The organism is Kytococcus sedentarius (genome assembly GCF_041937525.1).
Classification (GTDB): Bacteria; Actinomycetota; Actinomycetes; order Actinomycetales; family Dermatophilaceae; genus Kytococcus; species Kytococcus sedentarius_A.
On sequence record NZ_CP169391.1, the window covers coordinates 2,298,703 to 2,322,769 of the forward strand.

The 24,067-nt window shown below is 71.8% G+C and carries 26 protein-coding genes and 1 pseudogene; 23 read left to right on the forward strand and 4 right to left on the reverse strand.

The features are described 5' to 3' along the window. Positions 1 to 101: 101 nt before the first annotated feature. The 3 genes from ACEY2A_RS10790 to ACEY2A_RS10800 form a co-directional block, all read right to left on the reverse strand. Positions 102 to 569: a hypothetical protein gene (locus ACEY2A_RS10790; RefSeq protein ID WP_374928583.1), complete on the reverse strand. Its 468-nt coding sequence runs from the start codon at positions 567 to 569 to the stop codon at positions 102 to 104. Positions 570 to 721: 152 nt separating this feature from the next. Then, positions 722 to 3,400, reverse strand: a complete 2,679-nt coding sequence (pepN, locus tag ACEY2A_RS10795; RefSeq protein WP_374928584.1) for an aminopeptidase N — start codon at positions 3,398 to 3,400, stop codon at positions 722 to 724. A gap of 56 nt (positions 3,401 to 3,456) precedes the next feature. Continuing rightward, a complete protein-coding gene (locus ACEY2A_RS10800; RefSeq protein ID WP_374928585.1) occupies positions 3,457 to 4,041 on the reverse strand; it encodes a hypothetical protein in 585 nt (194 codons plus the stop codon). Positions 4,042 to 4,170: 129 nt separating this feature from the next. Here ACEY2A_RS10800 and pdxH point away from each other — a divergent pair, with 129 nt between their 5' ends. The 8 genes from pdxH (at position 4,171) to ACEY2A_RS10840 (ending at position 12,940) form a co-directional block, all read left to right on the forward strand. Further along, on the forward strand, positions 4,171 to 4,923 hold the full coding sequence (gene pdxH / locus ACEY2A_RS10805; RefSeq protein ID WP_374928586.1) for a pyridoxamine 5'-phosphate oxidase: 753 nt from the start codon (positions 4,171 to 4,173) through the stop codon (positions 4,921 to 4,923). Positions 4,924 to 5,036: 113 nt separating this feature from the next. Continuing rightward, entirely contained in the window at positions 5,037 to 5,762 is a 726-nt protein-coding gene (locus ACEY2A_RS10810) for a metal-dependent transcriptional regulator (protein WP_374928587.1), read from the forward strand. Positions 5,763 to 5,792: 30 nt separating this feature from the next. Beyond that, on the forward strand, positions 5,793 to 7,148 hold the full coding sequence (locus ACEY2A_RS10815; protein ID WP_374928588.1) for a hemolysin family protein: 1,356 nt from the start codon (positions 5,793 to 5,795) through the stop codon (positions 7,146 to 7,148). Next, entirely contained in the window at positions 7,148 to 8,224 is a 1,077-nt protein-coding gene (locus ACEY2A_RS10820) for a hemolysin family protein (RefSeq protein WP_374928589.1), read from the forward strand. Before ACEY2A_RS10815 ends, ACEY2A_RS10820 begins: the two co-directional genes overlap by 1 nt. 11 nt (positions 8,225 to 8,235) lie before the next feature. Further along, positions 8,236 to 8,622 (forward strand): CrcB family protein, encoded by a 387-nt coding sequence (locus ACEY2A_RS10825; RefSeq protein WP_374928590.1) that lies wholly within the window; start codon positions 8,236 to 8,238, stop codon positions 8,620 to 8,622. Next, positions 8,622 to 9,053 (forward strand): fluoride efflux transporter FluC, encoded by a 432-nt coding sequence (locus ACEY2A_RS10830; protein WP_374928591.1) that lies wholly within the window; start codon positions 8,622 to 8,624, stop codon positions 9,051 to 9,053. Before ACEY2A_RS10825 ends, ACEY2A_RS10830 begins: the two co-directional genes overlap by 1 nt. 129 nt (positions 9,054 to 9,182) lie before the next feature. After that, a complete protein-coding gene (locus tag ACEY2A_RS10835; RefSeq protein ID WP_374928592.1) occupies positions 9,183 to 10,322 on the forward strand; it encodes an exonuclease SbcCD subunit D in 1,140 nt (379 codons plus the stop codon). Further along, entirely contained in the window at positions 10,319 to 12,940 is a 2,622-nt protein-coding gene (locus ACEY2A_RS10840; RefSeq protein ID WP_374928593.1) for an AAA family ATPase, read from the forward strand. The genes ACEY2A_RS10835 and ACEY2A_RS10840 overlap by 4 nt, the downstream gene beginning before the upstream one ends. 37 nt (positions 12,941 to 12,977) lie before the next feature. Here ACEY2A_RS10840 and ACEY2A_RS10845 read toward each other — a convergent pair whose 3' ends face one another. After that, a complete protein-coding gene (locus ACEY2A_RS10845; RefSeq protein WP_374928594.1) occupies positions 12,978 to 13,655 on the reverse strand; it encodes a GPP34 family phosphoprotein in 678 nt (225 codons plus the stop codon). 198 nt (positions 13,656 to 13,853) lie between these two features. Here ACEY2A_RS10845 and ACEY2A_RS10850 point away from each other — a divergent pair, with 198 nt between their 5' ends. From ACEY2A_RS10850 to ACEY2A_RS10920, 15 genes and pseudogenes are all read left to right on the forward strand, one after another. Further along, the gene (locus ACEY2A_RS10850; RefSeq protein ID WP_374928595.1) at positions 13,854 to 14,318 is read left to right on the forward strand and encodes a polyketide cyclase; all 465 of its coding nucleotides are present in this window, start codon (positions 13,854 to 13,856) and stop codon (positions 14,316 to 14,318) included. A gap of 170 nt (positions 14,319 to 14,488) precedes the next feature. After that, entirely contained in the window at positions 14,489 to 15,337 is an 849-nt protein-coding gene (locus ACEY2A_RS10855) for an alpha/beta hydrolase (RefSeq protein WP_374928596.1), read from the forward strand. Between the two features lie 423 nt (positions 15,338 to 15,760). Then, entirely contained in the window at positions 15,761 to 16,900 is a 1,140-nt protein-coding gene (locus ACEY2A_RS10860; protein WP_374928597.1) for a tyrosine-type recombinase/integrase, read from the forward strand. A 179-nt stretch (positions 16,901 to 17,079) separates the two neighbouring features. After that, on the forward strand, positions 17,080 to 17,340 hold the full coding sequence (locus tag ACEY2A_RS10865; RefSeq protein ID WP_374928598.1) for a helix-turn-helix domain-containing protein: 261 nt from the start codon (positions 17,080 to 17,082) through the stop codon (positions 17,338 to 17,340). Then, entirely contained in the window at positions 17,337 to 17,678 is a 342-nt protein-coding gene (locus ACEY2A_RS10870; RefSeq protein ID WP_374928599.1) for a hypothetical protein, read from the forward strand. Before ACEY2A_RS10865 ends, ACEY2A_RS10870 begins: the two co-directional genes overlap by 4 nt. Further along, positions 17,675 to 17,914: a hypothetical protein gene (locus ACEY2A_RS10875; RefSeq protein ID WP_374928600.1), complete on the forward strand. Its 240-nt coding sequence runs from the start codon at positions 17,675 to 17,677 to the stop codon at positions 17,912 to 17,914. Before ACEY2A_RS10870 ends, ACEY2A_RS10875 begins: the two co-directional genes overlap by 4 nt. Next, entirely contained in the window at positions 17,907 to 18,248 is a 342-nt protein-coding gene (locus ACEY2A_RS10880; protein ID WP_374928601.1) for a hypothetical protein, read from the forward strand. The genes ACEY2A_RS10875 and ACEY2A_RS10880 overlap by 8 nt, the downstream gene beginning before the upstream one ends. Next, the gene (locus tag ACEY2A_RS10885) at positions 18,245 to 20,494 is read left to right on the forward strand and encodes a bifunctional DNA primase/polymerase (RefSeq protein ID WP_374928602.1); all 2,250 of its coding nucleotides are present in this window, start codon (positions 18,245 to 18,247) and stop codon (positions 20,492 to 20,494) included. The genes ACEY2A_RS10880 and ACEY2A_RS10885 overlap by 4 nt, the downstream gene beginning before the upstream one ends. Before the next feature lie 89 nt (positions 20,495 to 20,583). Continuing rightward, positions 20,584 to 20,739 carry a hypothetical protein gene (locus ACEY2A_RS10890; RefSeq protein ID WP_374928603.1) on the forward strand — a complete coding sequence of 52 codons (156 nt, stop codon included), beginning with the start codon at positions 20,584 to 20,586 and terminating at the stop codon, positions 20,737 to 20,739. Further along, on the forward strand, positions 20,739 to 21,047 hold the full coding sequence (locus tag ACEY2A_RS10895; protein WP_374929998.1) for a WhiB family transcriptional regulator: 309 nt from the start codon (positions 20,739 to 20,741) through the stop codon (positions 21,045 to 21,047). The genes ACEY2A_RS10890 and ACEY2A_RS10895 overlap by 1 nt, the downstream gene beginning before the upstream one ends. Before the next feature lie 94 nt (positions 21,048 to 21,141). Next, a complete protein-coding gene (locus ACEY2A_RS10900; protein ID WP_374928604.1) occupies positions 21,142 to 21,564 on the forward strand; it encodes a hypothetical protein in 423 nt (140 codons plus the stop codon). Next, positions 21,533 to 22,701: pseudogene (locus tag ACEY2A_RS10905) on the forward strand (IS3 family transposase). The gene ACEY2A_RS10900 and the pseudogene ACEY2A_RS10905 overlap by 32 nt, the downstream one beginning before the upstream one ends. A 15-nt stretch (positions 22,702 to 22,716) precedes the next feature. Beyond that, positions 22,717 to 23,220 (forward strand): hypothetical protein, encoded by a 504-nt coding sequence (locus ACEY2A_RS10910; protein WP_374928605.1) that lies wholly within the window; start codon positions 22,717 to 22,719, stop codon positions 23,218 to 23,220. After that, positions 23,220 to 23,447, forward strand: a complete 228-nt coding sequence (locus tag ACEY2A_RS10915; RefSeq protein WP_374928606.1) for a hypothetical protein — start codon at positions 23,220 to 23,222, stop codon at positions 23,445 to 23,447. The genes ACEY2A_RS10910 and ACEY2A_RS10915 overlap by 1 nt, the downstream gene beginning before the upstream one ends. A 104-nt stretch (positions 23,448 to 23,551) precedes the next feature. Next, the gene (locus ACEY2A_RS10920; protein ID WP_374928607.1) at positions 23,552 to 23,797 is read left to right on the forward strand and encodes an HNH endonuclease; all 246 of its coding nucleotides are present in this window, start codon (positions 23,552 to 23,554) and stop codon (positions 23,795 to 23,797) included. The last annotated feature ends 270 nt before the right edge of the window (positions 23,798 to 24,067 follow it).

The following is a 24,067-nucleotide window of genomic DNA, read 5'->3' on the forward strand; positions in this document are numbered from 1 at the left end:
CCCAGACCCGACGAATCATCGTGATCGTGACCCTGGTGGCCCTGATCCTGGGCCCGGTGGTGGCGGCGCTGTTCAGCTGACCCTCCACACCGGGGTGCGTCTCAGCTGGTGGGGGTCCCCTCCGGCGTGGGCGTCTGCGACACACCCGGGGGCGGGCTCGGCAGCACACTGAAGCTCTCCGACGGGGGAACGGTCATCCGCGACGGATCGTCGCTGGGCACGGTCTCCCCGGGCTCGGAGTCGGTCGGCGAGGGCTCGCTCGCGTCGTCCGACGGGGTCTCGCTCGGCTCCTCGGACTCCGACGGGTCGGTCGTGGGGTCCGTCTCCGCAGGGGGCTCGCTGGCGTCGTCGGACGGGCTCTCGCTCGTCTCCCCGGACTCGCTCTCCGTGGGGGAGTCGCTCTCCTCGTCGGTGCCGCTCTCGCTGGGCGCCTCCGAGCTGGTCTCGCTGCTGGTGGGGGACTCGCTGGACTCCGAGGAGTCATCGTCGGAGTCCCCCGTGCAGGCGGTGAGCCCGCCCAGCAGGAGCCCGACGGTGAGGATGTGGGCAGCGGTGCGTGCGTTCGTCATGGTGACCCTCCCTGTGGTGTCCCCCCACCATGGCGCGAAACGGCCCCGCTGCCAAGACCCTGGCGACTTCGTGAGCAACTCGTGAGGAAGTCACCGGGGCGGCAGCGGGGCCGTCGGGTGCGCGCGGGGCCGTCCGGCGCCGGGCCCGGGGGTCAGCCGGGGGTCACCGGCCCCTCTCGCCGGGCCCGGTCCTGGGCCGTGTCCGCGCGCCGCAGGTCGTCCCACCGGTCGGTGACGATGCGGCGCAGCGCCGCCGGTGCCTGGGGGTGCGCCTCGAGCCACTGCCGGGTTGCCTCATCAGCTTGGTCGTCCGCGGGGTACATGCCGGGCACGATCCGCTCGGCGATCTCCATGCCGTGCTGCGCCCAGACGTCCTCGAGCCGGCCGAAGTACTCCTCACGCAGCCAGCCGAGCTCCTCGGAGCGCAGCGGCTGGCGGATGCCGGCGATGGTGGCCGAGACGTGGTCGTTCGTCATCGACAGCGGCTCCAGCAGTCGCTGCCAGGCCGCCCGTCGACCGTCCTCGCCGGGCAGCGAGGAGACGGCCTCCAGGTGGTGGGTGATCGTGGAGTTGTTGCGGTCGGCCTCCAGCTCGGCGTCCAGCTCCTCCCGGGTCGCCTCCCCGGTCGCGGCCAGCGCCTTCCACAGGTCCCAGCGCCGGTCGGCCTCCCAGGTGAGTCCCTCCACCTGCTCGTCGCCGGTCAGGAAGGCGCGCGCCACCTGCGCCGATGCGGGGTGCGTGGCCGCCGCTGCCCCGAAGGCCCGCTGCCACACCAGCTGGGCGTCGGAGCCCGGCTCGGCAGCGCGGAGGTTGCCCAGGCAGGTCTCGGCCCAGGCGGCGCGCCAGGTGTCGCGCTGCTCGGCGGGCAGGTACTTCTCGATGGCGGTGCGCGCGTTCGCGGCCACGGCACCCAGCATGCCGCCGTGGCGCTCGTCGGTCAGCCCGGCGATGGCGGCCCGCACGTAGTGCGCCGCGTGCAGCCGGCCGTCGCGGGTGGCGTCCCACAGGGCCCACCAGGCAGCCGTGCGCGAGGTGTCCTCCTCCAGGGTGCCCAGGTGCTCCACCAGCGTGGCCATGCTGCGCTCGTCGAGAGCCAGCTTCGCGTAGGTGAGGTCGCCGTCGTTGAGCAGCACCAGGTCGGGCTGCGCGGCTCCCACGAGGTCGGCCAGGCCGTCCACGCTGGCCAGGTCCACGGAGGCCTCGGCCAGGTCCAGCTCGGCGTGGCGGGTGCGCTGCAGGCGGCCGTCGACCAGGTCGTAGGTGCCCACCGCCAGGCGGTGCGGGCGCAGCACCTCCTCATCGGTCACCGGGTCCGTGCACGCCTGGGTGAGGCGGGCGGCGGTGACGGTCGCGGCGGAGCCGGCGCTCCCCGCATCGGAGGTCTCGAGCTCCAGGCCCAGGGTGGAGACGCCAGCCGTGCGCAGCCACGGGCCCACCCAGGCGTCCAGGTCGCGACCGGAGGCCTCCTCCAGGGCGGCCAGCAGGTCCGGCAGCGTGGTGTTGCCGTAGGCGTGCTCCTGGAAGTAGGCGGTCGATCCGGCGAAGAACTGCTCGCGGCCCACGTAGTTCATGAGGTTCTGCAGCAGTGCCGCGCCCTTGGCGTAGGTGATGCCGTCGAAGTTCTGGCGGGCGGCCTCGAGGTCCTCGATCTCCGCGACCACCGGGTGCGTGGAGGGCATCTGGTCCACGTGGTAGGCCCACAGCTTGCGGGCCGTGGAGAAGGCCACCCAGGCGTCGGTGAACTCGGTGGAGTCCGCGCTGCCCTGCGTGCCCAGCAGCTCGGCGAAGGACTCCTTGAGCCACAGGTCGTTCCACCACTCCATGGTCACGAGGTCGCCGAACCACATGTGGGCCATCTCGTGCAGGATCGTGTTGGCCCGGGTGGCGCGCTGCGACCGGGTGGGCGTGGAGCGGAAGACGTAGTTCTCGGTGAAGGTCACGCACCCCGGGTTCTCCATGGCGCCGAGGTTGTACTCGGGCACGAACACCTGGTCGTAGGTGCCCCACGGGTAGGCCACGCCGAAGGTGCGGTGGAAGAAGTCCAGCCCCGCGAAGGTGATCTCGAAGATCTCCTCGGCGTCGAAGTGCTCCACCAGGCTCTGGCGGCACAGCAGGCCCACCGGGACCTCCAGTGTCGAGCCCTCGGCGGTGGTGCCGCTCCAGGTGCGCTCCACGCGGTGGTAGTCGCCGGCGCACATCGCGGTGATGTAGGTGGACATCGGCAGCGTGGGGGCGAAGGTGTGGCGCGTCCCGGTGGGCACGTCCGTGCCGGCGACGGTGGCGGCCTCGGCGGGCTCGGCGGTGGAGTCCTCGCTGTTGCAGCGCACCACCCAGTCGCTGGGGGCGGTGATCACCCAGGTGAACTCCGCCTTGAGGTCCGGCTGCTCGAAGGTCGTGTAGAGCCGGCGGCAGTCGGCGGGCTCGAAGTGCGTGTAGAGGTAGACGCGGTCGTCGGCCGGGTCGATGAAGCGGTGCAGGCCCTGCCCGGTGCGACCGTAGGTGCCCACCCCCTCGACGACCACCTGGTGCGCGCCGGGAGTGAGCTCCGGCAGCTCGATGCGGGCGCCGTCGAAGACCTCCTCGACCGCCAGCGGCTCACCGTCCAGGGTCACCGCATCGACCCCGCCCAGGAAGTCCAGGAAGGTGGGGCCGCCGGTGGTGGTGAAGTCCAGCGTGGTGGTGGTGCCGAAGGTGGTGCAGTCGGCCTGGGGTGCGCTGCGCACATCGATCTCGATGCGGTAGCTCAGGTCGCTGATCGCGGCTGACCGGGCAGCGGCCTCGGTGCGCGAGAGATTGCGGGAGGAGTGCGGTGCGGTGGGTGCGTGAGTCACGCGGGCCAGTCAAACAGACCGTGTGGCGCAGCACACGCCCGCCACTCGCGTGGGGCTCAGGGGGTGTGGACGGTGCCGGTCAGCGGCTCGTCGTCGTCCGGGCCCGCGGCGGGGCCACCCTGGTCACCCGGGCCAGCGTCCCCGGCCTGCGGGCTCGTGCCGGCCCCCGGACGTCCACCCGGCCGGGAGGCCTGGCCCGGCTTGCGCGGGCGGATGCGGGCGTCCATGTCCGCGTGGCGCAGCAGCTCGCTGAAGGGGGTGTCCACGTGCGGGTGCGTGCCCACCGGGGTGTCCCCGGAGAAGACCACCCACACCGGGCGGGACAGCAGGAAGGTCTGCAGCATGGACCCGTCCACCACGGTGCGGGCGTGGTGGGTGGCCCGGCGCTTGGCCGCGGCGGCACCCAGCGGGGTGTTGTCCACGAAGCTGCCCGCCTGGCGGGGAGTGGCGTCGGCCATGTCGGCGTCGCGTGCCCCCCGACTTCCCGGAACCCGTCGCCCGGTGCGGCGCTCCACCTCGTCCACCACTCCCGGTGCGTGCTTGCGCGCCTCCTGCACCAGCGTGGGGCCATACCGCTTGGCGGCACCGGCGATCACGGGGCCGTACTTGATGGCATTGCGGATGACGCGGGGGTTGACCATGGTGTGTTCCTCACGACTGGGGGGCTCACCTCGTGCGCTCCAGTGTCTCGCGCACGACTCCTTCTCACCAACGCGGGACGGTGGTGCCTGCTTCCCCGGACGCCCGGGAGGGGTCCGTAGGCTGGCCCCATGCACCCCTCGGATCTGGCCCGACTGCGCGGGCGGCGTCTGCAGCGCCTGGAGTACCTCGGCGAGGGTCTGGACCCCGCCAGCCTGCCGGTTGCCCCCTGGGCGGTCGTCAACGAGTGGGTCTCCATGGCCCACCACCGGGCACTGGAGCGCGGTGACGTGCCCGAGCCCGGGGCGATGGCCCTGGCGACCGTGGACGCCGACGGGGCGCCGGACGTGCGCACCGTGCTCTGCCGCGACGTCTCGCCCGAGGGCCTGCGCTTCTACACCTCCCTGGTGTCGGCCAAGGCCGATCAGATCGGTCACGACCCACGCGTCGCGATCACCTGGGCCTGGCCGGGCATGTTCCGGGCGCTGCGTTTCCGGGGCGTGGCGCAGGAGCTGCCCCGCGAGGACGTGACCGCCTACTTCCAGCAGCGGCCCTGGGGCGCCCGCATCAGCGCCCACGCCAGCCTCCAGTCCCACCCGCTGGGTTCCCGCGCCGAGCTGGTCGCGCGCGAGGAGGAGCTGGCCGCGCAGTGGCCCGACCGCTCGCGTCGCGACGACGTGCCCACCCCGGACCACTGGGGTGGCTACCTGGTGCGCCCCTACGAGGTGGAGGTGTGGACCGGCCGCCAGTCCCGCATGCACGACCGGTGGCGCTGGGAGCTCGTCGAGCCGGTGGACCACACCCAGCCGGCCGCAGGCCAACGCGGCCTGCTGCTGCCGATGGACGACGACACCGCCTGGACCCACAGCCTGCTGCAGCCCTGAGCCGAACCTCCCTCGCGCGTCCATGCCTCCGGCGGGGTGAGGGTCGCCTAACAAGCCGGGCGCCGGACCCCGTACACTGGCGCCTCCGCACGTGCCACGGAAGGCAGGCCCAGGTGAGTGACCTCATCGACACCACCGAGATGTACCTCAAGACGATCTACGAGCTCGACGAGGAGGGCATCCCGGCCCTGCGCGCGCGCATTGCCGAGCGCCTGGGGCACTCCGGCCCGACGGTCTCCCAGACGATCGCCCGCATGGAGCGCGACGGCCTGGTGACCCTCGGCGAGGACCGCCACCTCACCCTCACCGACGAGGGGCGGCAGCTGGCCACCCGCATCGAGCGCAAGCACCGGTTGGCCGAGCGCCTGCTGGTGGACGTCATCGGACTCGAGTGGGAGTACGTCCACGACGAGGCCTGCCGCTGGGAGCACGTCATGAGCGACCGCGTGGAGCGCAAGATCCTGGCCCTGCTGGAGAACTCCGAGGAGTCCCCCTACGGCAACCCCATCCCCGGGCTCGAGGAGCTCGGCGGTGTGCAGGGCAAGACCTTCCGCGACGGCGTGGAGTCCCTGGTGGACGTGGTCCGTGACGGCCACGACGCCGTGTTCGTCCGCCGCATCGGCGAGCCCGTCCAGGTCGATGGGGAGGCACTCGCCCTCCTCACCGAGGCCGGCGTGCTGCCCGGGGAGCGCATCGAGGTCGAGGCCCAGTCCGACGACCGCATCGTGGCCCGCGGCCTCGGTGAGAACGCCTCCGGTGGGGTCTCCCTCCCGCGCGAGATCGCCTCCCACGTCTTCGTCAGCCGTGTCGACGGCCGAAGTCCGCAAGATCCCAAGTAATCCAGACAAGAAGTCGGAGAGAATCCCCTCGTGTTAATCGCCCTCGGCGTTCTCACAGTCCTCGTTCTCACAGCCTTCACGGGCTTCTTCGTGGCGCAGGAGTTCGCCTACGTCTCCGTGGACCGCACCGAGCTGAAGACACGGGCCGAGGGGGGTGACAAGAAGGCACAGCGCGCCTACGACCTCACGAGCCGCCTGTCCTTCCTGCTCTCCGGCGCCCAGTTCGGCATCACCGTCACCACCCTCCTGGTCGGCTACGCCGCCGAGCCCCTCATCGGCGCCGGCCTGCGCGAGCTGGTGGGTGCGGAGAACGCCTCCCGCGCCGCCACGGCCATCGCCATCTCGCTGGGTGTGCTGCTCTTCTCCACCATCGTGCAGATGGTGCTGGGTGAGCTCGGCCCCAAGAACCTCTCCATCGCCCGCGCCGTCCCCGTGGCCCGCGCCATCGCCGCCCCCACCGAGGCCTACCTGAAGGTGGCGGGCCCCATCGTCCGCTTCTTCGACACGTCCTCCAACTGGCTGCTGCGCAAGGTGGGCATCGAGCCGGTGGAGGAGCTCGCCTCGGGCGCCACGCCGGAGGACCTGCAGCGCATCATCGACCAGTCCCACGCCAGCGGCCTGCTGGACGACGAGCTGCAGGACCTGCTCGACCGCGGCCTGGCCTTCCGCCACCGCACGGTCGGTGAGGTGATGACCCCGCGCGTGGACGTGGAGACCATCAGCGCCGACGAGTCCGTGGCCGAGCTGGTGGAGATGCTGGCCACCGGCCACAGCCGCTACCCGGTGTACGGGCGCGACATCGACGACATCGTGGGTGTGGTGAGCATCTCCGACGTCCTCGGGGTGCCGCTCGAGGAGCGCGCCACCACCAGCGTCAACAAGATCGTGGACGAGGCGGTGCTGCTGCCCACCTCGTTGGGCGTGACCAAGGCCCTGGAGGAGCTGCGCCACCGCCACCGCCAGATCGCGGTGGTCGTGGACGAGCACGGCGGCTTCGCCGGCGTGGTCTCCTTCGAGGACATCGCCGAGGAGGTCGTCGGGGACATCCTCGACGAGGACGACGAGGAGGAGTCGCCGGCCACGGAGCGCGCCGACGGCACGTGGCTGCTGCCCGCGAACCTCCGCCTGGACGAGGTGCGCAAGTTCACCTCGATCACCCTGCCCGAGGGGGAGGACTACGACACCCTCTCCGGCCTCGTGCTGAAGACCTTGGGCCGCGTGACCGAGCCCGGCGACGTCGCGGAGATCAGCTGGATCGTCCGCGATGCGGACGGCGCCCCGCTGCGCGCGTCCACCTCCCTGGAGGTCGTGGCCGTGGAACGCCACGTGCCCGATGAGGTGGTGCTCGCCCCGGTGACGGTCGACGACGTGGAGGAGGTGGCCTGATGGGAGACGTCGAGAAGCTTCTGATCTCCGTCCTGCTGCTGGCGCTGAACGGGTTCTTCGTCGCCGCCGAGTTCGGCATCATGGCCGCCAAGCGGCACCGCCTGGAGGACCGCGCCGAGAAGGGTGGCCGGGCCGCCCGCGCCGCCGTGGCCTCCAGCAAGGAGCTGTCGCTGATGCTGGCCGCGAGCCAGCTCGGCATCACGCTGGCGACGCTGGGCCTGGGTGCCATGGCCGAGCCCGCCATCGCCCACCTGCTGGAGCCGGTGCTGGAGGCGCTGAGCGTCCCCACGGCGCTGACCCACCCCATCGCGCTGGTGATCGCCCTGAGCCTGGTCACCTTCCTGCACATGGTGGTCGGTGAGATGGCACCGAAGTCGTGGGCGATCGCCCACCCCGAGACGGCCGCGGTGGCGATCGCCCTGCCGTTCCGGGCCTTCGCCATGATCACCAAGCCGTTCATCTGGCTGCTCAACGAGTTCACCAACATCCTGCTGCGCCTGTTCGGTGTGGAGGCCGTGGACACCATCGAGGAGGAGCACGGCCCCGCCGAGCTGCAGCGCCTGATGTCCACCTCGCAGGAGGCCGGGTCGCTGCCGGACGAGGACGCGCGCCTGCTGGCCGGTGCCTTCCGGCTGGAGAACCAGGACCTCTCGCAGATCACCCGCCCGCTGCGCGAGCTCGTCACCATCGACGTGACCGCCACCGCGGCCGACGTGGAGGCGATGAGCAAGGAGACGGGGCGCTCGCGCCTCATCGTCACGCACGGCCAGCGCCACGTGGGCCTGGTCCACGTGCGCGATGCGGTGACGGCCCTGTCCACGGGGGCCAACCCGGGCGTGGTGGACCTGCGTCAGCAGATGCCCACCCTGCGCCGGGACGTGCCCCTCATCGACGCCGCCGGACTGATGCGTCAGCACCGTGCGCAGCTGGCGATGGTGGCCGACCCGGCCGGCCGCAAGGTCGGCATGGTGGCCATGGAGGACATCCTCGAGCAGATCCTCGGCCAGTTCGACGACGAGACCGACGAGCTGGTGAAGGCCGCCGGCGCGCAGCGTCGCCTGCGCCGACGCGGCTGAGCGGAGTCGTCGTGAGCGGGTGGCGCCCCTGGGTCCTGGTCGGGCTCGGGGGCGCCGTCGGTGCGGTGGCCCGGGTGCTGCTCGCCGAGGCCTGGGGAACCGAGGCCGGGGTGCTGGCGGTGAACCTCGCGGGAGCCCTCGCCCTGGGGGTTCTCGATGCGGTGTGGCGCGGCCGTCGCCCGCTCGCCCTCGCCTTCTGGGGCACCGGGGTGCTCGGGGGGTTCACCACCGTGAGCGCCTGGGCCGTGCTGATGGCCGGCTCCTGGGCGTGGTTCTGGAGCGGTCCGGTGCTGCTGGCCGCGGGTGTGCTGCTGGCGGCGCTGGGTCTGCAGGTGGGGGCAGTGCTGCGCGGGCGCGGCGGGGACCCTGCCGTGGGCGGTGCCGGGGGTGTCCGGTGATGGTGGCGCCCACGGTCGTCCTGTGCGTGGCCCTCGGCGGTGCCCTCGGTGCGGTGCTGCGGCACGGGGCCGACGCCGCGGCCCAGCGGTGGAGTCCGCGCGTGGCGGAGGCCGGGGTGCTGGTGGCCAACCTCCTGGCGAGCGTGCTGCTGGGCTTCCTGGCGGGCGGGGAGGTGCTGCTGGGGAGCGTCCTCGGTGAGGCGCCGATGGCGCCGACGCTCACCGCATCGAGGATCCTGGGGGTGGACTGGTGGCTGTGGGGGGCGGGGCTGGCGGGGGCGTTGAGCACCTTCTCGACCGCCGTGGTGCAGGTGGCGCGACGGGTGGCGGCCGGTGAGTGGGGGACGGCCCTGGCCCTGGCGGTGGCCACCTGGGTGCTCTGTGCCGGTGCGGCGCGGGTGGGGGCGGAGCTGGGCGTGGCCCTGGGGTGAGCGGGGCGTTGCGCCTGCCTCCTGCGCGCGGGACTCACGTGACTGTGTTGTGGCGCGGTGGAGCAGTGCTGGCGCGACGGTTGTGGATGCCGGGGAGATGTTGTCGGAGGGACGCTCTACGGTGCCGCCATGAGGTTCTTGCAGACCAGTGACTGGCAGTGGGGCATGACCCGCCACTGGCTGGACGCCGACGACCAGGCCCGGTTCACACAGGCCCGGAACGATGCGGTGGTCCGGGCGGGGGCGGTGGCGGCCGAGCACGACTGCGCGTTCATGGTGGTGGCGGGGGACGTGTTCGACTCCAACCACCTGCGGCGCGAGACGGTGCGTCGGGCCATGGAGGCGCTGCGGCAGGTGCCTGTGCCGGTGTACCTGCTGCCCGGCAACCACGATGCGCTGAACGCGGCGTCGGTGTACGACTCCACCGCCTTCACCGAGGCGGGGCTGGACCACGTGCACGTGCTGCGGGACAGCGAGCCGGTCGAGGTGGCGCCGGGGGTGGAGCTGGTGGGGGTGCCGCTGAGCACCAACCAGCCCGACCACGACGTGGTGGCGGCGGCGCTGGACGAACTGGAGCCGCCGGACGAGGGGGTGAGGCGGGTGCTCGTCGCCCACGGGCAGCTGGCCGAGCTGGATCCCGGCCGACGGGTCTCGGCACTGGACGGTGACCGCATCCGGCAGGCGTTGGATGCGGGGCTGGTGCACTGGGTGGCCCTGGGGGACCGGCACTCCCGCTGGGTGGACTCCAGCGGGCTGGTGCACTACTCGGGTGCCGTGGAGGTGACCGACTTCCGCGACAGCGATGTGGGGGACGTGCTGGTCGTGGACCTCGCCGACGAGGGTGCCTCGCCGAGCGCCGAGGTGGTCCATGTGGGCACCTGGCGCATGCTCGAGGTGCGGGAGGAGGTGAACTCCGCCGAGGACGTGGCCCGGCTGCGGGAGCAGTGGCAGGCGGTGGAGGACAAGTCCACCGTGCTGTTGCGACACGCGCTGACCGGCACCCTGTCGCTGACGGACGACGCCGCGCTGCAGGAGCTGTTGGAGTGGGCGGAGGACACCTTCGCGGCGGCGTTCGCCTGGGACCGCCACACCGATGTGGTGGTGGTGCCGGACGACGCGGAGCTGAGCGACATCGGCATCGGCGGATACGTGGCGCAGGCGGCCGCGGACCTGAAGGAACAGTCCGAGGGCGGGGGTGAGGGGGCGGCCGCCGCATCGGACGCCCTGCGCCTGCTGCACCGCTACGCGACGGCAGGGGAGCGAGCATGAGGATCCACCAGGTGGAGGTCCAGGACTACCGCGGCATCGACCACTACCGGCTCGAGGTGCCGGACTCCGGGGTGCTGGTCGTGGAGGGACCCAACGAGGCCGGCAAGAGCACCCTGGTCAAGGCGCTGGACATGCTGCTGGCCGAGAAGGCCTCGTCCAAGAAGCAGTACGTCAAGGACTGCCAGCCCATCGGGCGCGATGAGGCGCCGCGCGTCACCGCGGAACTGACGGTCGGTGGGCAGCGGTTCACGTACACCAAGCAGTGGTTGCGCTCGCCCCGCACGGAGTTCCGCGCCCACGGGGCCGGCGGGCAGCAGCTCACCGGCGACGACGCGCACAACCACGTGCTGGGGCTGCTGGAGGAGCACGGGGACGAGAGCCTGCGCAAGGCGCTGCAGCTGCTGCAGGAGGGGCCGTTGACGGTCTCCGGCCTGGACGCCTCGCAGAGCCTGGCTGCTGCGCTGGACGCTGCCTCCGGGGGCGACAGCGGGCAGGCCGTGGAGCAGGCGGCCAGCCTCGTGGAGCGGGTGGAGGCCGATGCGGGTGCCTTCTGGACGAGCACCTGGCGCGCCACCGGTGAGCTCGCCCGGCTGCGGGCCGCCCACGAGGAGGCCGAGGCCGAGGAGAGCCGCGCACGGCAGGCCGTGGACGCCATCGAGGAGGACGTGCGGCGGGTCGAGGAGCTGCGGGTCGCCGTGGAGCGGGCGGCGGAGTCCGCGGCCGCTGCGCAGGAGCGTCGGGAGGCGCTGGAGCAGCGGTGGGAGGCGACGGAGTCCGAGCGGGTGGCCCTGGCTGCTGCCCGCGAGTCGCTGGCCCAGGCGCGGCGTGACCACGAGCGGGCGGAGGCCGACAACGTCGCCCGCGAGGCGCTGGTGAAGGAGCTCGGTGAGGCCGAGGAGGCGGCGCAGGAGGCGGACCGGGCACGCCAGGCTGCCCTGGAGCCGCGGGACCTGGCGCAGCAGGAGGCGACCGGGCTCGCGGCGCGTCGTGAGGACGCGGAGACCAGTGAGCGCGAGGCGCGGGAGGCTGCTGCCGCCGCGGACCAGACGGTCGTGCTGGCGCGGGCGGCGGCGGAGGTGGCCTCGCTGCAGCGCGCCGTGGAGCGGCTGGACGCGCTGCGGGCCAAGCTCCGCGGAGTGGAGTCCCTCCTGGAGGGCGACGTGGTGGACGACGCGGCGCTCGCCCGCATCATCTCGGCGGAGGACGCGCTGCGGTCGGCCCTGGCGCGTCGCGATGCTGCGAACCCCCGCGTGCGGATCGCCGGCGATGCCGGAGTGCCGGTCCAGGTCGATGGGGAGGAGCTGCCGGCTGGCGACCGTCCGTGGGAGTCCGTGGTGGGGGCGGCGACACTCGTGGAGGTGGCGGGCGTCGAGGTGCACGTGCTGCCGCCTGCCGGTGCGGACGACTCGGAGGTGGAGCAGGCCCGTCGGGCGCTCGCGGACGCGTTGGCCGCGGTGGGTGCTCAGGACGTGGCCGATGCCCATCGCCTGCACGCAGCGGTGCAGCGTGCGGCCGCGGACCGCACGGAGGTCGAGGAGCAGCTCACCGCGGTCCTGGAGGGGCGCACGCTGGAGGACTGGCGTGAGGAGCACATGCGGGCCGTGGAGCGGGTGGAGCAGGCCGAGGGCGAGGTGCCGTCGCTGGCCAGTGCGGAGGAGGCTGCTGTGGCGGCCCGTGTCGCCCTGGAGACTGCACGCGAGGAGGCCGAGACGCGGCGGACCCAGGAGTCCGCTGCCAAGGAGCTGCTGGCCACGCGCAGGGCCGAGCTGGACCGTGCCGAGGTGCAGCACGAGGGTGCTCGCGCGGCGGCCCGCCGCGTGGGTGAGAGGGTCGTGGCGGCCCGGGAGGTCGCTGGCGACGAGGAGCTGGCCGTGCGCGTCGGTTCGGCCGCGGAGGCGGTGACCGCCGCGGAGGCGGTGGAGGCGCAGCGGCGCGAGGCACTGGAGGCCGTCGGGCCGGTGGAGCAGGACGACCTGGAGTCGGCCCGGGTCGCGGGCGAGCGGGCGCAGGAGCGCCACCGCCGGGCACGTGACGAGCACCTGCGGGCCGAGGCGATGCTGGCCCAGGCCGGTCAGGAGGGACGCGCTGAAGACCTGGATGCCGCGGCCACCCGGCTGGAGCACGTGGCGGTGGAGCTGGCACGCGTGGAGGCCCGGGCCGGTGCCCTGCGGCTGTTGGTGGAGACGCTGCGTTCCCGGCGGGCCGAGGCCCAGGCCAGCTACGTGCGCCCCTTCCGTGAGGCGTTGGAGGACCTGGGTGCCGTGCTGCACGGGGACGGCTTCGCGGTGGACGTCGCGCCGGACCTGTCCGTGGTCTCGCGGTCGGTGGACGGTCGACCGGTGCCGGTGGAGTCCCTGTCCACCGGGGCGCGCGAGCAGCTGGCCGTGCTCTCACGGCTGGCCGTGGCCCGGGTGATCGACCCCGATGAGGGGATGCCGGTGGTGCTCGACGACGCGCTCGGCTGGTCCGACCCCGACCGGCTGCTGCGGATGGCCCGGGCCCTGGAGCGGGCGGGGGCGCACGCCCAGGTGTTGGTGCTGACCTGCACGCCGGGGCGGTACGACGCCATCGCCGGCGCCACGGTCCGGACCGTGGACGACCTGCGCGTCACGGACTGAGCCGTGGCGCCGGCGGGCCCGGGCGGCCACCGGGGCGTCAGCCGCTGTACCCCCCGGTGGCTGCCGGGATGATCGTGGCCGTGATCAGGGCGGCGTTCATCGAGTCGACGGCTCGCTTGACCGTGGCGTTGACGGGGCCGCTGGACTCCACGGAGCTCGTGACCTCCTCGATGCGCTTCTTCAAGGAGCGCTTGTCGAGGCCGCCGGACTCCTCGTCCAGGACCTTGTACGCCACGTCGAGCCCGGCCAGGATCGAGAGCAGGCTGGCCTCGTGGAGGGTGATGGATCCGCCCGAGAGCGCCGTCCGGAGATGCTCCCGCACCTCGCGCTCCGGAGCGGGGTCCTGCACGGGGTGCTTCTCCGGCACGAGGCCCAGCATGCGCCGCTCCTCGATGGAGATGATCCCGGCGTCGGCGAGGGAGGCCACGGTGTCCTCCTCGGGCGTGAGCTTCCGGTCGTGCAGCAGCGACGACAGCTTGGCGCCGTCCTTCTCGACCAGTCGCTGCAGTGCAGGGTCGAGCGCGCGGTGGCCGGTGGGCTCGGTCGAGATCACGGTGACGCGGGGATCCCGGTCGTCACTGAGCGTCACGCGCTCGGCCAGCACCAGGTCGGTCACCACGGCCGCGACGTAGCCGTACCGCTTGGGGGTCAGCACGCTCTCGGGGGTGCCGTCGTCGCTGGTCAGGAGCAGGAGCAGGTCCTCAACGATGAGCATGGAGCGAGCATAGGGGGGGGGGTTCGCCGGCCCGGACCCGTGTCCGCGCAGCCTGCTTGACCCGGTCGCCCCCCTTCATCCCGCACCCTCCGCCTCGCCGCCGCAGGGGCGAGCCGTTAGCGTGGAGGGCAGTTCCCACGGTCCGTGGGACCGGGCGTGGCAGCACCACTGCCCGGCCAGAACACCCAGGAGGTGCTCATGAACGACAAGCCCACCAACATCAGCGCGCAGCGCGAGATCCCGGCGTCCACCGAGGCGATCTTCGAGGTGCTGTCCCTCCCGCAGAACCACGTGGAGATGGACGGTTCCGGCTTCATCCGCTCCGTGGACCACGGCGACCGCATCACCGAGGTCGGTCAGGTGTTCACGATGAACATGGAGGGTGAGCACATGGGCGGTGAGTACCAGGTGGACAACCACGTCACCGGGTACTCCAAGAACCAGCGCATCGCCTGGAAGACCGCGCCGGCGGGCACCGAGCCGCCCGGCTGGGAGTGGACCTGGACGCTCGAGTCCCAGGGTCCGGACTCCACGCTGGTCTCCGTGAACTACGACTGGAGCGAGGTCACCGACCAGGCCCTGCTGGAGAAGGTCGGCTTCCCGCTGGTGCAGCAGGAGGGCCTCGAGGAGTCCCTCTCCAAGCTGGCCGAGCAGGTCGACTGACCCACGCCAGACCCAGCACCACAGCCGAGCCCCGGAGCGCAGCAGCGCCCGGGGCTCGGCGCGTGCGCGGTGGTAGCGTCGCCGCAGCGTCGCGTGCGGTGGCAGACCGTGCCGGGCATGGAGGCGCGGAACTCGAAGGAGCGCGATGACCTCGCCTGCTTCGCCCTCCCATGGCTGAGGGCAGCTCGTCCGGCACGACCCGGACCGTCCACCTGGACCACCACGGTGTGGAACTCACCGTGGACCTCTACCCCCTCGATGCGGGCCGCGCCCGTCTCGATGCGGGGCACGCGCTGACTGATGCTGGCCGCCGGCCAGCAATGCTCGTGCTCCCCGGGGGAGGCTTCCGCGAGCTCACCGCCCACGAGGGTGAGGGGTACGCCCGGTGGTGGAACTCCCTCGGCGTCGCAGCCGCGGTGCTGCACTACCGCCTGCGACCCCGGCCCTTCCCGATGGCGCTCCAACAGGCCCGGGCCGCACTCGACGCCCTGCAGTCCGGCGCGCTCATGCCCGGTGTCGACGGCGCCCGGGTGGGGGTGGTCGGGTCCAGTGCCGGCGGTCTGTTGGCAGGGCTGCTGGCCACGGGAGTGGTCCTGTCCGTGGAACCCCCGGTGAGCCGGGTGCCGCGGCCGGCCTTCCACATCCAGTCCTACGGGGTGGCTGACCTCGACCTGCTCCCCCGCGGCGCTGTCGAGGCGTTGCTGGGTGAGGACATCGGGCTGGCTGGGGAGCTCTCACCCGCGCGCAGCATCGATGCGGTGACGCCCCCGACGTTCGTCTGGACCACCGCGCAGGACCCTCCCGGCCTGCCCAACGCGCTCGAATGGGCGCGGGCGCTGGCCGAGCACGAGGTGCCGGTGGAGCTCCACGTCTACCCGGAGGGCTGGCACGGGGTGGGCCTTGCGGACGGGCGGGCCTTCGGCGAGCACGGACACGAGTGCATCCCGCACACGGCGCAGTGGGCGGATGCCTGCGCGCGCTGGCTGGTGCATCTCGGGGTGCTGCCGGGCCCGGGGTGACCGGAACCCCATCCGTTCGTCGTTCTTGGGGGCTGCGCCATCCATTCGTCGCGGTTGGGGGAAATCCGGCTCCCAGGGCCCCAGCAGCGACGAACAGATGGGTCAGCGCCCCAAAGGCGACGATCAGATGGGTTCTGGCCGGGGCAAGACCACCGCAGGGCCAGCGAGAGCGCAAGACGAGTGCATGACAGGACAGGGAAGCCCCGCCATGCGAGCCAGAATCGGCAGTATGACGCGGAATCGGCGCGGCGCCCCCGGCAGGATTCGAACCTGCGACACGACCGACTGCGGAAGTGTTGGGATTGAGCCAAAAAAGCCCGCCGTCGCGCTGTTCTCTACGTGCTGCCGGTGGTCATGTGCGGCCACCAGCGGTCACGACTGTACACTACTGTTGCACGTAGGTCGCATGCGATAGGGGATGACGTGGCGAGGAAGGGCACGCGCCGAGGATTCGGCCACCTGCGGCGACTGCCGAGCAAGCGCTGGCAGGCGTCCTACATCGGACCGGATGGCGCACGGCATAAGGCCCCCCACACCTTCACCGCGAAGATGGACGGTGAAGCCTGGTTGGCCGCCGAGCGTGCGCTGGTGGAGCGCCCCGACTGGCGGGCACCGGACCAACGGGACGATGCGCCGCTGCCCACGCTCAGGGAGTACGCCGACCACTGGCTGGCGCGCCGCGAGCTGCGCCCCCGGACGGTCATCCTGTATCGCGGGCTGCTTGACCGCCACGTGCTGCCGACGCTGGGCGCGGTCCCGCTCGACGGCATCACGTCGCCTCAGGTGCGCGGGTGGTTCGACAACTTGGAGACTGGGCCTACTGCCCGCGCTCAGGCGTACTCGCTGCTCCGCACGATCCTCGGCACTGCCGTAGACGACCAACTGCTGTCACGGAACCCGTGCACGCTCCGCAATGCCGGCCGCAAGCCGCGCATGCACCACGTGGAAGTGATGACGCCCCAGCAAATCGCCGTCGCCACCTCGGTGATGCCCCAGCGGTTGCAGGCGTTGCTCTTGGTGACGGCGTGGTGCGGGCTACGGCTCGGTGAGGCCCTGGAGCTGCGGCGTGGCGACGTGGACCGCCTGCCGAACGGCACCTTCGTGGTGAAGGTCCGGCGGGCCGTCTCCCGCGTGAAGGGCGCATGGCTGGTGGGGCCGCCCAAGACGGCGCACGGCGTGCGCGACGTGGCCGTGCCGCCTCACGTGTCCGAGGTGCTGGCCCGGCACCTGGCGGAGTACACCCCGCAGCGCGATGACGCGCTGCTGTGGCCGTCGCCACGTGACCCTGACACGTACTTGCAGCGCTCGACGCTCAACCTGTCGTGGCGTCCTGCCGCCGAGGCCGCTGGGGTGCCTGGCATGCGCTGGCACGACTTGCGGCACACGGGGGCCACGCTGGCGGCGCAGGCTGGGGCGACCGTCCCCGAGCTGATGGCGCGTATCGGGCACTCGACGCCCGCCGCCGCACTGCGGTACCAGCACGCCGCCCAAGGCCGGGACGCACAGATTGCCGGGGCGCTGTCCCGGCTGGTGGAGGGTGGCGGGGAGGCGGATTTGTCCTAGTTGTGGCCGCGCATGTACTCTTACGGCAACTAGAACGTTGGTTGCTAGTTGTGGGAGAACCCCCGGGCGCTGCCCGAGCCGCATGGCGCGGGGTGAAGGTCACAACGAACGGCGAGTCCAGTTCACCCGCGCAGGTGGGTGAGAACCCCGCACGGGAGCCGAGCGCACGTTGAACCCAGATGGTTCATCGTGGCTCGGCGTTTGTGTTTCCGAGAGGAATCACCGTGCAGACGAAGCACGAGACTCGCCCCCCATCGGGGTATGTGACACCCGAAGAAGCTGCCGAGTATCTGGCAGTGTCCCCCCGCACCCTGCGGCGCATGGCCGCCGAGGGCAAGGTGCGCGCCCACCGTCTCGGGCCACGTTTGGTCCGATACGCCCGCGCTGACCTCGACGCCGCGCTGACTCCCATCCCCACAGTGGGCGGTGGTGCCCGATGAGAGTCGCCACCTTCACCCAGACCGCGCCGGGGAGTCACGAGACCGGCCACCGGGGCACCGGTGTGCCCAGTGTTGAGTCGCTGATCCGTGAGACCGCCGCGCTGCTCAACAACGCGGGCGTGGACATGCGCCCGATCAAGCTGCACCGTCTGTGCCGTGAGTACGTGACGCGCGTGCAGGGCCGTGTGTCGTTCGGGGCCTATCTGGCGAACGCGGTGGCCCTGAGCACCGAGCGTCGCAATCAGGCCGACGCCCTGTACTACCGGCTCACGTATGCCGACCCCACCGGGGAGCACGCAACCAACCGGGCGATGCACCGAGGCGGTGGTGCTCGATGATGCACCCTGCCGACAACCTGGCCGACCGCGCCGCCGAGGTGCTGGCCGCTGCCGGGCACGACCTCGACCACGAGGCCGTGCGCCGGGCCTGCCGCAGGTGGTGGGCGTTCTCCCGCCCCAACCGAGTGCCGTTCGGCTACGCGCTGGGGCACTACCTGCCGCTGGCCCACGACACCCACGCCGCGCTCGACGCTGCCGGGGCCGAGGCCGCCGAGGAGGTGGTGGCGCATGGGTGAGCACATGGAGAACCCCCCGGCGGGCGAACCGAGGGGCGATCACCAGAAGGCTGTGAACCACGGTCAGTCTACCGAGTCCGCCGCCGATCTGCTGGCGCTGGAGACCTACGCGGGCCGGTCGGATGTGGCGGTCATCGTGGCCGTGGAGAACCGCAACGGCAAGTGGCGACGCACGCTGTCGTTCACCCTGGACGCGGGCCGCAAGAAGTACCGCCGTGCCCTGGCCAACGGTCACCGCGCCGTGCTGTTTACGGCAGAGCTGCGGGTCACGCACCACCACGCGTCCACCCTGGCCGCGATTGCCGCGCTCGACTCCGAGGTGGTGGAGCGATGACCATCACCGTTCCCCAGATCGCCCCGGACGCCGACGCGCTCACGGCCGCCCTGGCATACGCCCGTGGCGGGCTGTTCGTCGGCCCGGTGGCCCGTGGCACGAAGAACCCCGGCTCGGTGTTGCGGGGCGAGTGGCCCCGGCAGACCTCGACGGACCCGCAGATGATCGCTGCGTGGTTCGCAGGCGCAGACCACGGCGTCTTCCTGCACGCGGGCCGTTCCGGGCTGGTGGTGTTCGACGTGGACACCCCCGACAACCTGCACCCCGACCTCGCACGCGCGTTCCGTGAGTGCGAGCCGCCGTACCAGACCACCCGTGAGGGTGACACGGTGCGGGGGCACTACCTGTTCGCCGTGCCCGAGGGGCGCACGTTCGGCAACGGGACGGGCACCCTCACCGGCGGGTGGGGTGACGTGCGCGGGGCCAACGGGGTGGTTGTCGTCGCCCCGTCGGTCCACCAGCACGCCGCAGACGGCGGTCTCTACCGGTGGCAGCGCACCGGCCCGGTGCCGGTGCTGCCGGACTACCTGGCCGCTCACCTGACCGACGGCACCCCGTCGGCGGGAGTGGCGACCCCGGCCCGTGTGAAGGCGTTCATGGACGCCCACACCACGGCCGAGCGCCCCGGCCTGACCACGGCCTACCTGAACCGGTTCACCGAGAAGGTGGCCGCCGGGGAGTCGCGCCACCAGACCGCCACGAGCTGCACGGCGTGGGCGATGGAAGAGGCCGCCGCCGGGTACGTGTCCGCCCAGGCTGCCGCCGAGGCGCTGGCCGAGGCGTTCACGGCCGCGGTGACCCAGCCCGGCCACGGCCACCAAGGGGCAGCACGGGCACCGCACGAGGCCGCGAACGAGTTCGCGGGCATCCTTGCGTGGTCCGTCGCCCAAGCCGAGGCGAGCGACCCGCAGGTGACGCGGGCGCGTGTCTCCGAGCGGCTGGGGATCACCCAGGCGGCCCGCCCCCGGCCCACGAGCGACACGGCCACCACGAGCGGCCACGAGCGGGCGCAGGCCGTCCGGGCGCTGGTGGACGGGCTGCGGGGCTGGCAGGACGTGCCGGACCCGACACACATCGTGGCCACCCTGGCCGCTGCGGCGACCCGTCACGGCGACGGTGAGCCGTGCTGGCTGCTGCTGGTGGCCCCGCCGTCGTCGGGCAAGACCGAGGCGGTCCGGCTGCTCGACGACGCTGCAGATGCCCGCCTCGATGAGGTGACCCCCGCCGGGCTGCTGGGGTGGTCTAAGGGCAAGACGGCCAAGCCCACGGGCCTGCTGTACCGGGTCGGTGCCCAGGCGCTGGTGACCTTCGGTGACCTGTCCACGCTGCTGGCCACGAGCGACCGGGGCGGTCGGGATCAGGTGTTTGCGATCCTGCGCCGCGCCTACGACGGCCACGTGACCCGTGACGTGGCCGCCATGTCCAAGGTGGCCGTCGGGTCACCCGACCGGCTGGAGTGGTCCGGGCGGCTGACCGTGGTCGGGTGCGTGACCCAGGCCATCGACCGGCAGGCCGCCCACAACGACGCGCTGGGCGCGCGGTGGCTGTACTGCCGCCTGCCTGCACGTGACACGGCGGCGAAGCGCCGGGCTGCTGCCGTCGCTCGACGTGGCGGGCTGACCGAGCGCCGCGCCGAGGCTGCCGAGGCGGTGGCGCACCTGCTGGCGAGCCTGCCGGAGTCGCTGCCGGAGGTGCCCGACGGTCTGTGGCAGGTCGTGGAGGATGCCGCGCTGGTGACGGCGTGGGGCCGTGGTGCCGTGCCCCGATCCGGGTACGGCCGCCGCGAGATGGAGGGGCCGCCGGTGGTGGAGGAGCCTATGCGGCTCACCCAACAGTTGGCCGCCGTCGCGCGCGGTGTGCTGGCGCTCGGCCTGCCCGAGGGTTACGCCGCCCAGGTCGTGCGCCGGTTGGCGCTGGACTCCATGCCGGAAGACCGCCGGGCCGTGCTGACCGTGCTTGCCCAGGGCGAGGAACTGGCCACGGCCGCCGTCGGCAGGGCTGCCGGTCTGGATCGCAAGGTGGCCCGCTTCACCCTTGAAGACCTGCAAGCCATCGGCGTCGTGACCAACGACCGCGTGGACGACGAATCGGAAGAGCTCACCGGCACCGTGCGGTGGACCCTGGCCGGTGAGGACGGCGCGCTGGTGGCCGAGGTGATCCACGACCACACCCGACAGGGGACAGGGTGGGACGAATTGTGGGATTACTCCACACCTCTCCCCCCTGAAAGGGGGCAGGGCGCATGAGGGCACATACAGACCCCCCACAGTTCGTCCCACCCTGCGGGCAGGCGTTTGGTGCCTGGCTGCAGGCGCAGTCCCACCGGGACGACCCCGTGGGTGACCTCGCACGGGACATGTCGGCGGACCCTGCCGGACCCGCCACCGATGACGTGGTGACGGTGCTCGACTACGTGGCGACCGTGGGCGGCACCAACGCGTCGGCGGCCTGCCGGTCTGCGCTGGCCGAGTGGCGAGGTGGTGCGTCGTGATGAGCCCCCCCGAGGCACACGCCCGACTGCAGTTCGCCCTCGCTGACGCGGCTGCCGCTGGCCAGTTCGTCCCGTGCCGTGGCCGCGACGGGCACCTGTTCACGTCCGACGACCGCGACGAGCGAGCCGTGGCCGCCGCGCTGTGCCACGACTGCCCGGTGCTGGCTGAGTGCGCCGCCGTGGGCGAGGGCGAGTCCTGGCACGTGTTCGGCGGCATCGACCGCGAGGCCGCCACCAAAGCCCGGCGCACCACGGCACCGGGCACCAGACGGACCGACCGACCACGACCCAAGACCAAGGACGCATGAGCCCCGCCTACCCCCAGACCCCCGCCGCCTGGCGGGCACCGAACCTGGCGGGAACCCCCGCCGACCCCAACAAGTCCCCCAAGGAGGGCAACTGATGTTGACCAACAAGACCGAACCCCAGCGGGCCGCCGACCAAGTAGTGCGCGCCCTGTCTCAGCTCGGAGCCGAGTACCCCGAGGGGATCGCCCAGGCGATCGAGACCGGCAAGGAGTCCCGCGCCCAGCTCGAGGACCTGGCCGCCACCGCTACCGGGGAGAACCTGGCCGACCTGCTCACGAAGGTGGCCGCAGGCAAGACGCCCCCGGCTGCCGAGGTGGCCCGCGCTGCCCTGGCCCTGGCCGCCCAGCAAACCGGCGCGCTGGAGACCGCCCGGGCACGCACCGAGACCGGCGTGCACGCCGCCGTGAAGGGTGACCCGGGACTGCTGAGGGTTTGGTTGACACCTGATCTGTGGGGACGTGGGTCCCTGCTGGAAGGATGTCGCCATGCCTGCACCTCACCCCAAGGAGTTCCGTGACGACGTGGTCGGTGTCGCCCGTCGTGGCGAGGCGTCGATCGCGCAGACGGCGAAAGACTTCGGGATCTCGGAATCAACCCTGCGCAACTGGCTCCGCCAGGCCGACATCGAGGACGGCGCCCGTCCGGGCGTGACGGTGGCCGAGTCCGAGGAGGTGCGTGCCCTGAAGCGTCGCAACCGCCTGTTGGAGCAGGAGAACGAGGTCCTACGCCGAGCAGCGGCGTACCTGTCTCAGGCGAACCTGAAGCTGGGCCAGTCCCCAAAATGACCTTCCCGCTGGTCCGTGACCTTGCCGATGACGGAATCCCCGTCACGGTGGCCTGCCGGGTGTTGAAGTTCTCCCCCCAGGCGTTCTACGCCTGGTGTGCCCACCCGGTCAGCGACCGGGATCTGGTGGATGCCTACGCGATGAACGCCGCCTATGAGATCCACGCCGATGACCCCGGTCTGGGGTATCGGTTCATCGCTGACGAACTCGCCGCGGCCGGCCATGCCCTGTCTGAGCGACGCGTGTGGAAGATCTGCCACCAGGGGCAGATCGCCTCAGCGCACTCGGTCACCCGGGGCCGGTGGAAGAAGCCCGGCCCGCCGGTCCACGACGACCTGGTCCGGCGTGAGTTCACCGCTCAGGGTCCGAACCGGTTGTGGCTGACCGACATTACCGAGCATCCCACCAGTGAGGGCACGTTGTACCTGTGCGCTGTCAAGGACGTCTGGTCCAGGCGGATCGTGGGGTACTCCATCAATGACCGGATGACCTCCCAGCTGGCCGTCGACGCCCTGGAGATGGCCATCGCCCGCCGGGGCCGCGACACCACCGCCGGGTGCGTGGTCCACGCCGACAGGGGCAGCCAGTTCCGCTCCCGCCGCTTCGTCGCGGCACTGCACCGGCACGGCCTGATCGGGTCCATGGGGCGTGTGGCCTCCTCGGCGGACAACGCTGCGATGGAATCCTTCTTCGCGCTGTTGCAGAAGAACGTCTTGAACAGCCGTCGCTGGGACACCCGGGAGCAACTGCGGCTAGCCATCTTCACGTGGATCGAGCGGGCCTACCACCGCCGGCGGCGCCAGCGAGCCCTGGGCAAGACCACCCCGACCGAGTTTGAGACCATCTACTGGCCCGCACAAGCGGCCTGAAACACCAAACCTGAAGTGTCAACCAAACCTGCAGCAGTCCCCCCTGAGGCCGTGGTGGAGGCGGTGCGCCCGGTGTTCGACGCCGCTGCCGAGAAGATGGCCGCCGCGTATGTGGTGCTCGGTGACGTGGACCTGGATGACCTGAAGGCAATCACGGAGAAGGGTGGCGACGCTGCGGCACGGTGGCAGGACGCGACCAACGGTGAGCGCGTCATCACGCAGGTGTTGCAGCTGCTCACCGCGCTGGCCACGGCGGGCGCGTACCCGAACGGTGACCGGCGTGAGCGACTGCTGGCCGTGGCTGCGATGAACCTCGATCAGTACCGCAAGACCAACGAGCACTCTCGACCGTGGGACGTGCTGCGCGTCACGGGTGAGTTGAGCCTGGCGACGCCTGACGAGTTCACGCGGCGCGTGGGGGTGATCCGCGATGAGTGGTCGCGCGATCCCGACAACGTGCGGACGCGCATCCCTGAGCGCGTCGGACAGTTCGCGGCGACGTTCGGGCAGGTGCAGTGATGAGCAACGAGGACATGACGCACGAGGAGTTCGCGCACCTGCTGTTCGCACCGGGCAAGCACGTGTCGGTGATCCGACAGGACTTCACCCACGACGAGCGCGACGAGCACGCGGCGCGAGCGTTCTTCGGCCTGACGACCGAGCCGAACGAGGACACCGAGACCAACGAGCCGACCGACGACGCCGACGAGCACGGCGACGACGAGGGCGCGACCGACAACGACTGAGTGAGTGATGGGGAGTCGCTGGCCGCGAGGCGAACCGACGAACCATCGCACTCAACCGAGAGCGAGCTGCGATGCCTTACTACTCGAAAGCCGTTCGGGATCGGATGCGAGCACGCATCGCGCAACGAGTCCGAGCGGGTGAGCCGTGCGCCCTGTGTGGGCAACCCATCGACCTGTCCGTGCCCTGGCCCGAGCCGCAGTGCTTCGTCGTGGATCACGTGGTGGCCACGAACCGTGGTGGAGCGGACGACTACGACAACGCGAACCCAGCGCACAACGCATGTAACCGCGCCAAGAGCGACCACACGCACGGCACGGTCAAGCGCAACAGCGGCGCGCTGGAGCCGTGATGACACCCCACCCATATACCCCCCCTCACCCCATGCGAGCCGACCACTCGCTGCATACGTATCTATCTGGAGGCCAAGTTGACCAAGAACCCCACCATCGATGATGCGGCCCGTCTGAGGGCCGTGAGGGACCGTCTGGAGGCTGTTTTGGCCGACCCACAGACCCCTCCCCGAGACCTTGCAGCGTGTTCCCGGGAGCTGCGGCAGGTGCTGGCCACGCTCGGTGAGGCGTCCGGCAGTGCTGGACTGTCCCGGGTGGATGAGATTGCT

Coding starts and splice junctions, on each gene's coding strand:
- ACEY2A_RS10835 (WP_374928592.1), top strand. CDS start 9,183: ATGAGGTTCTTGCAGACCAGTGACTGGCAGTGGGGCATGACCCGCCAC.
- ACEY2A_RS10820 (WP_374928589.1), top strand. CDS start 7,148: ATGGGAGACGTCGAGAAGCTTCTGATCTCCGTCCTGCTGCTGGCGCTG.
- ACEY2A_RS10790 (WP_374928583.1), bottom strand. CDS start 569: ATGACGAACGCACGCACCGCTGCCCACATCCTCACCGTCGGGCTCCTG.
- ACEY2A_RS10895 (WP_374929998.1), top strand. CDS start 20,739: ATGAGCCCCCCCGAGGCACACGCCCGACTGCAGTTCGCCCTCGCTGAC.
- ACEY2A_RS10900 (WP_374928604.1), top strand. CDS start 21,142: ATGTTGACCAACAAGACCGAACCCCAGCGGGCCGCCGACCAAGTAGTG.
- ACEY2A_RS10915 (WP_374928606.1), top strand. CDS start 23,220: ATGAGCAACGAGGACATGACGCACGAGGAGTTCGCGCACCTGCTGTTC.
- ACEY2A_RS10800 (WP_374928585.1), bottom strand. CDS start 4,041: ATGGTCAACCCCCGCGTCATCCGCAATGCCATCAAGTACGGCCCCGTG.
- ACEY2A_RS10855 (WP_374928596.1), top strand. CDS start 14,489: ATGGCTGAGGGCAGCTCGTCCGGCACGACCCGGACCGTCCACCTGGAC.
- ACEY2A_RS10880 (WP_374928601.1), top strand. CDS start 17,907: ATGGGTGAGCACATGGAGAACCCCCCGGCGGGCGAACCGAGGGGCGAT.
- ACEY2A_RS10920 (WP_374928607.1), top strand. CDS start 23,552: ATGCGAGCACGCATCGCGCAACGAGTCCGAGCGGGTGAGCCGTGCGCC.
- ACEY2A_RS10840 (WP_374928593.1), top strand. CDS start 10,319: ATGAGGATCCACCAGGTGGAGGTCCAGGACTACCGCGGCATCGACCAC.
- pdxH (WP_374928586.1), top strand. CDS start 4,171: ATGCACCCCTCGGATCTGGCCCGACTGCGCGGGCGGCGTCTGCAGCGC.
- ACEY2A_RS10845 (WP_374928594.1), bottom strand. CDS start 13,655: ATGCTCATCGTTGAGGACCTGCTCCTGCTCCTGACCAGCGACGACGGC.
- ACEY2A_RS10885 (WP_374928602.1), top strand. CDS start 18,245: ATGACCATCACCGTTCCCCAGATCGCCCCGGACGCCGACGCGCTCACG.
- ACEY2A_RS10875 (WP_374928600.1), top strand. CDS start 17,675: ATGATGCACCCTGCCGACAACCTGGCCGACCGCGCCGCCGAGGTGCTG.
- ACEY2A_RS10870 (WP_374928599.1), top strand. CDS start 17,337: ATGAGAGTCGCCACCTTCACCCAGACCGCGCCGGGGAGTCACGAGACC.
- ACEY2A_RS10865 (WP_374928598.1), top strand. CDS start 17,080: ATGGTTCATCGTGGCTCGGCGTTTGTGTTTCCGAGAGGAATCACCGTG.
- ACEY2A_RS10850 (WP_374928595.1), top strand. CDS start 13,854: ATGAACGACAAGCCCACCAACATCAGCGCGCAGCGCGAGATCCCGGCG.
- ACEY2A_RS10830 (WP_374928591.1), top strand. CDS start 8,622: ATGGTGGCGCCCACGGTCGTCCTGTGCGTGGCCCTCGGCGGTGCCCTC.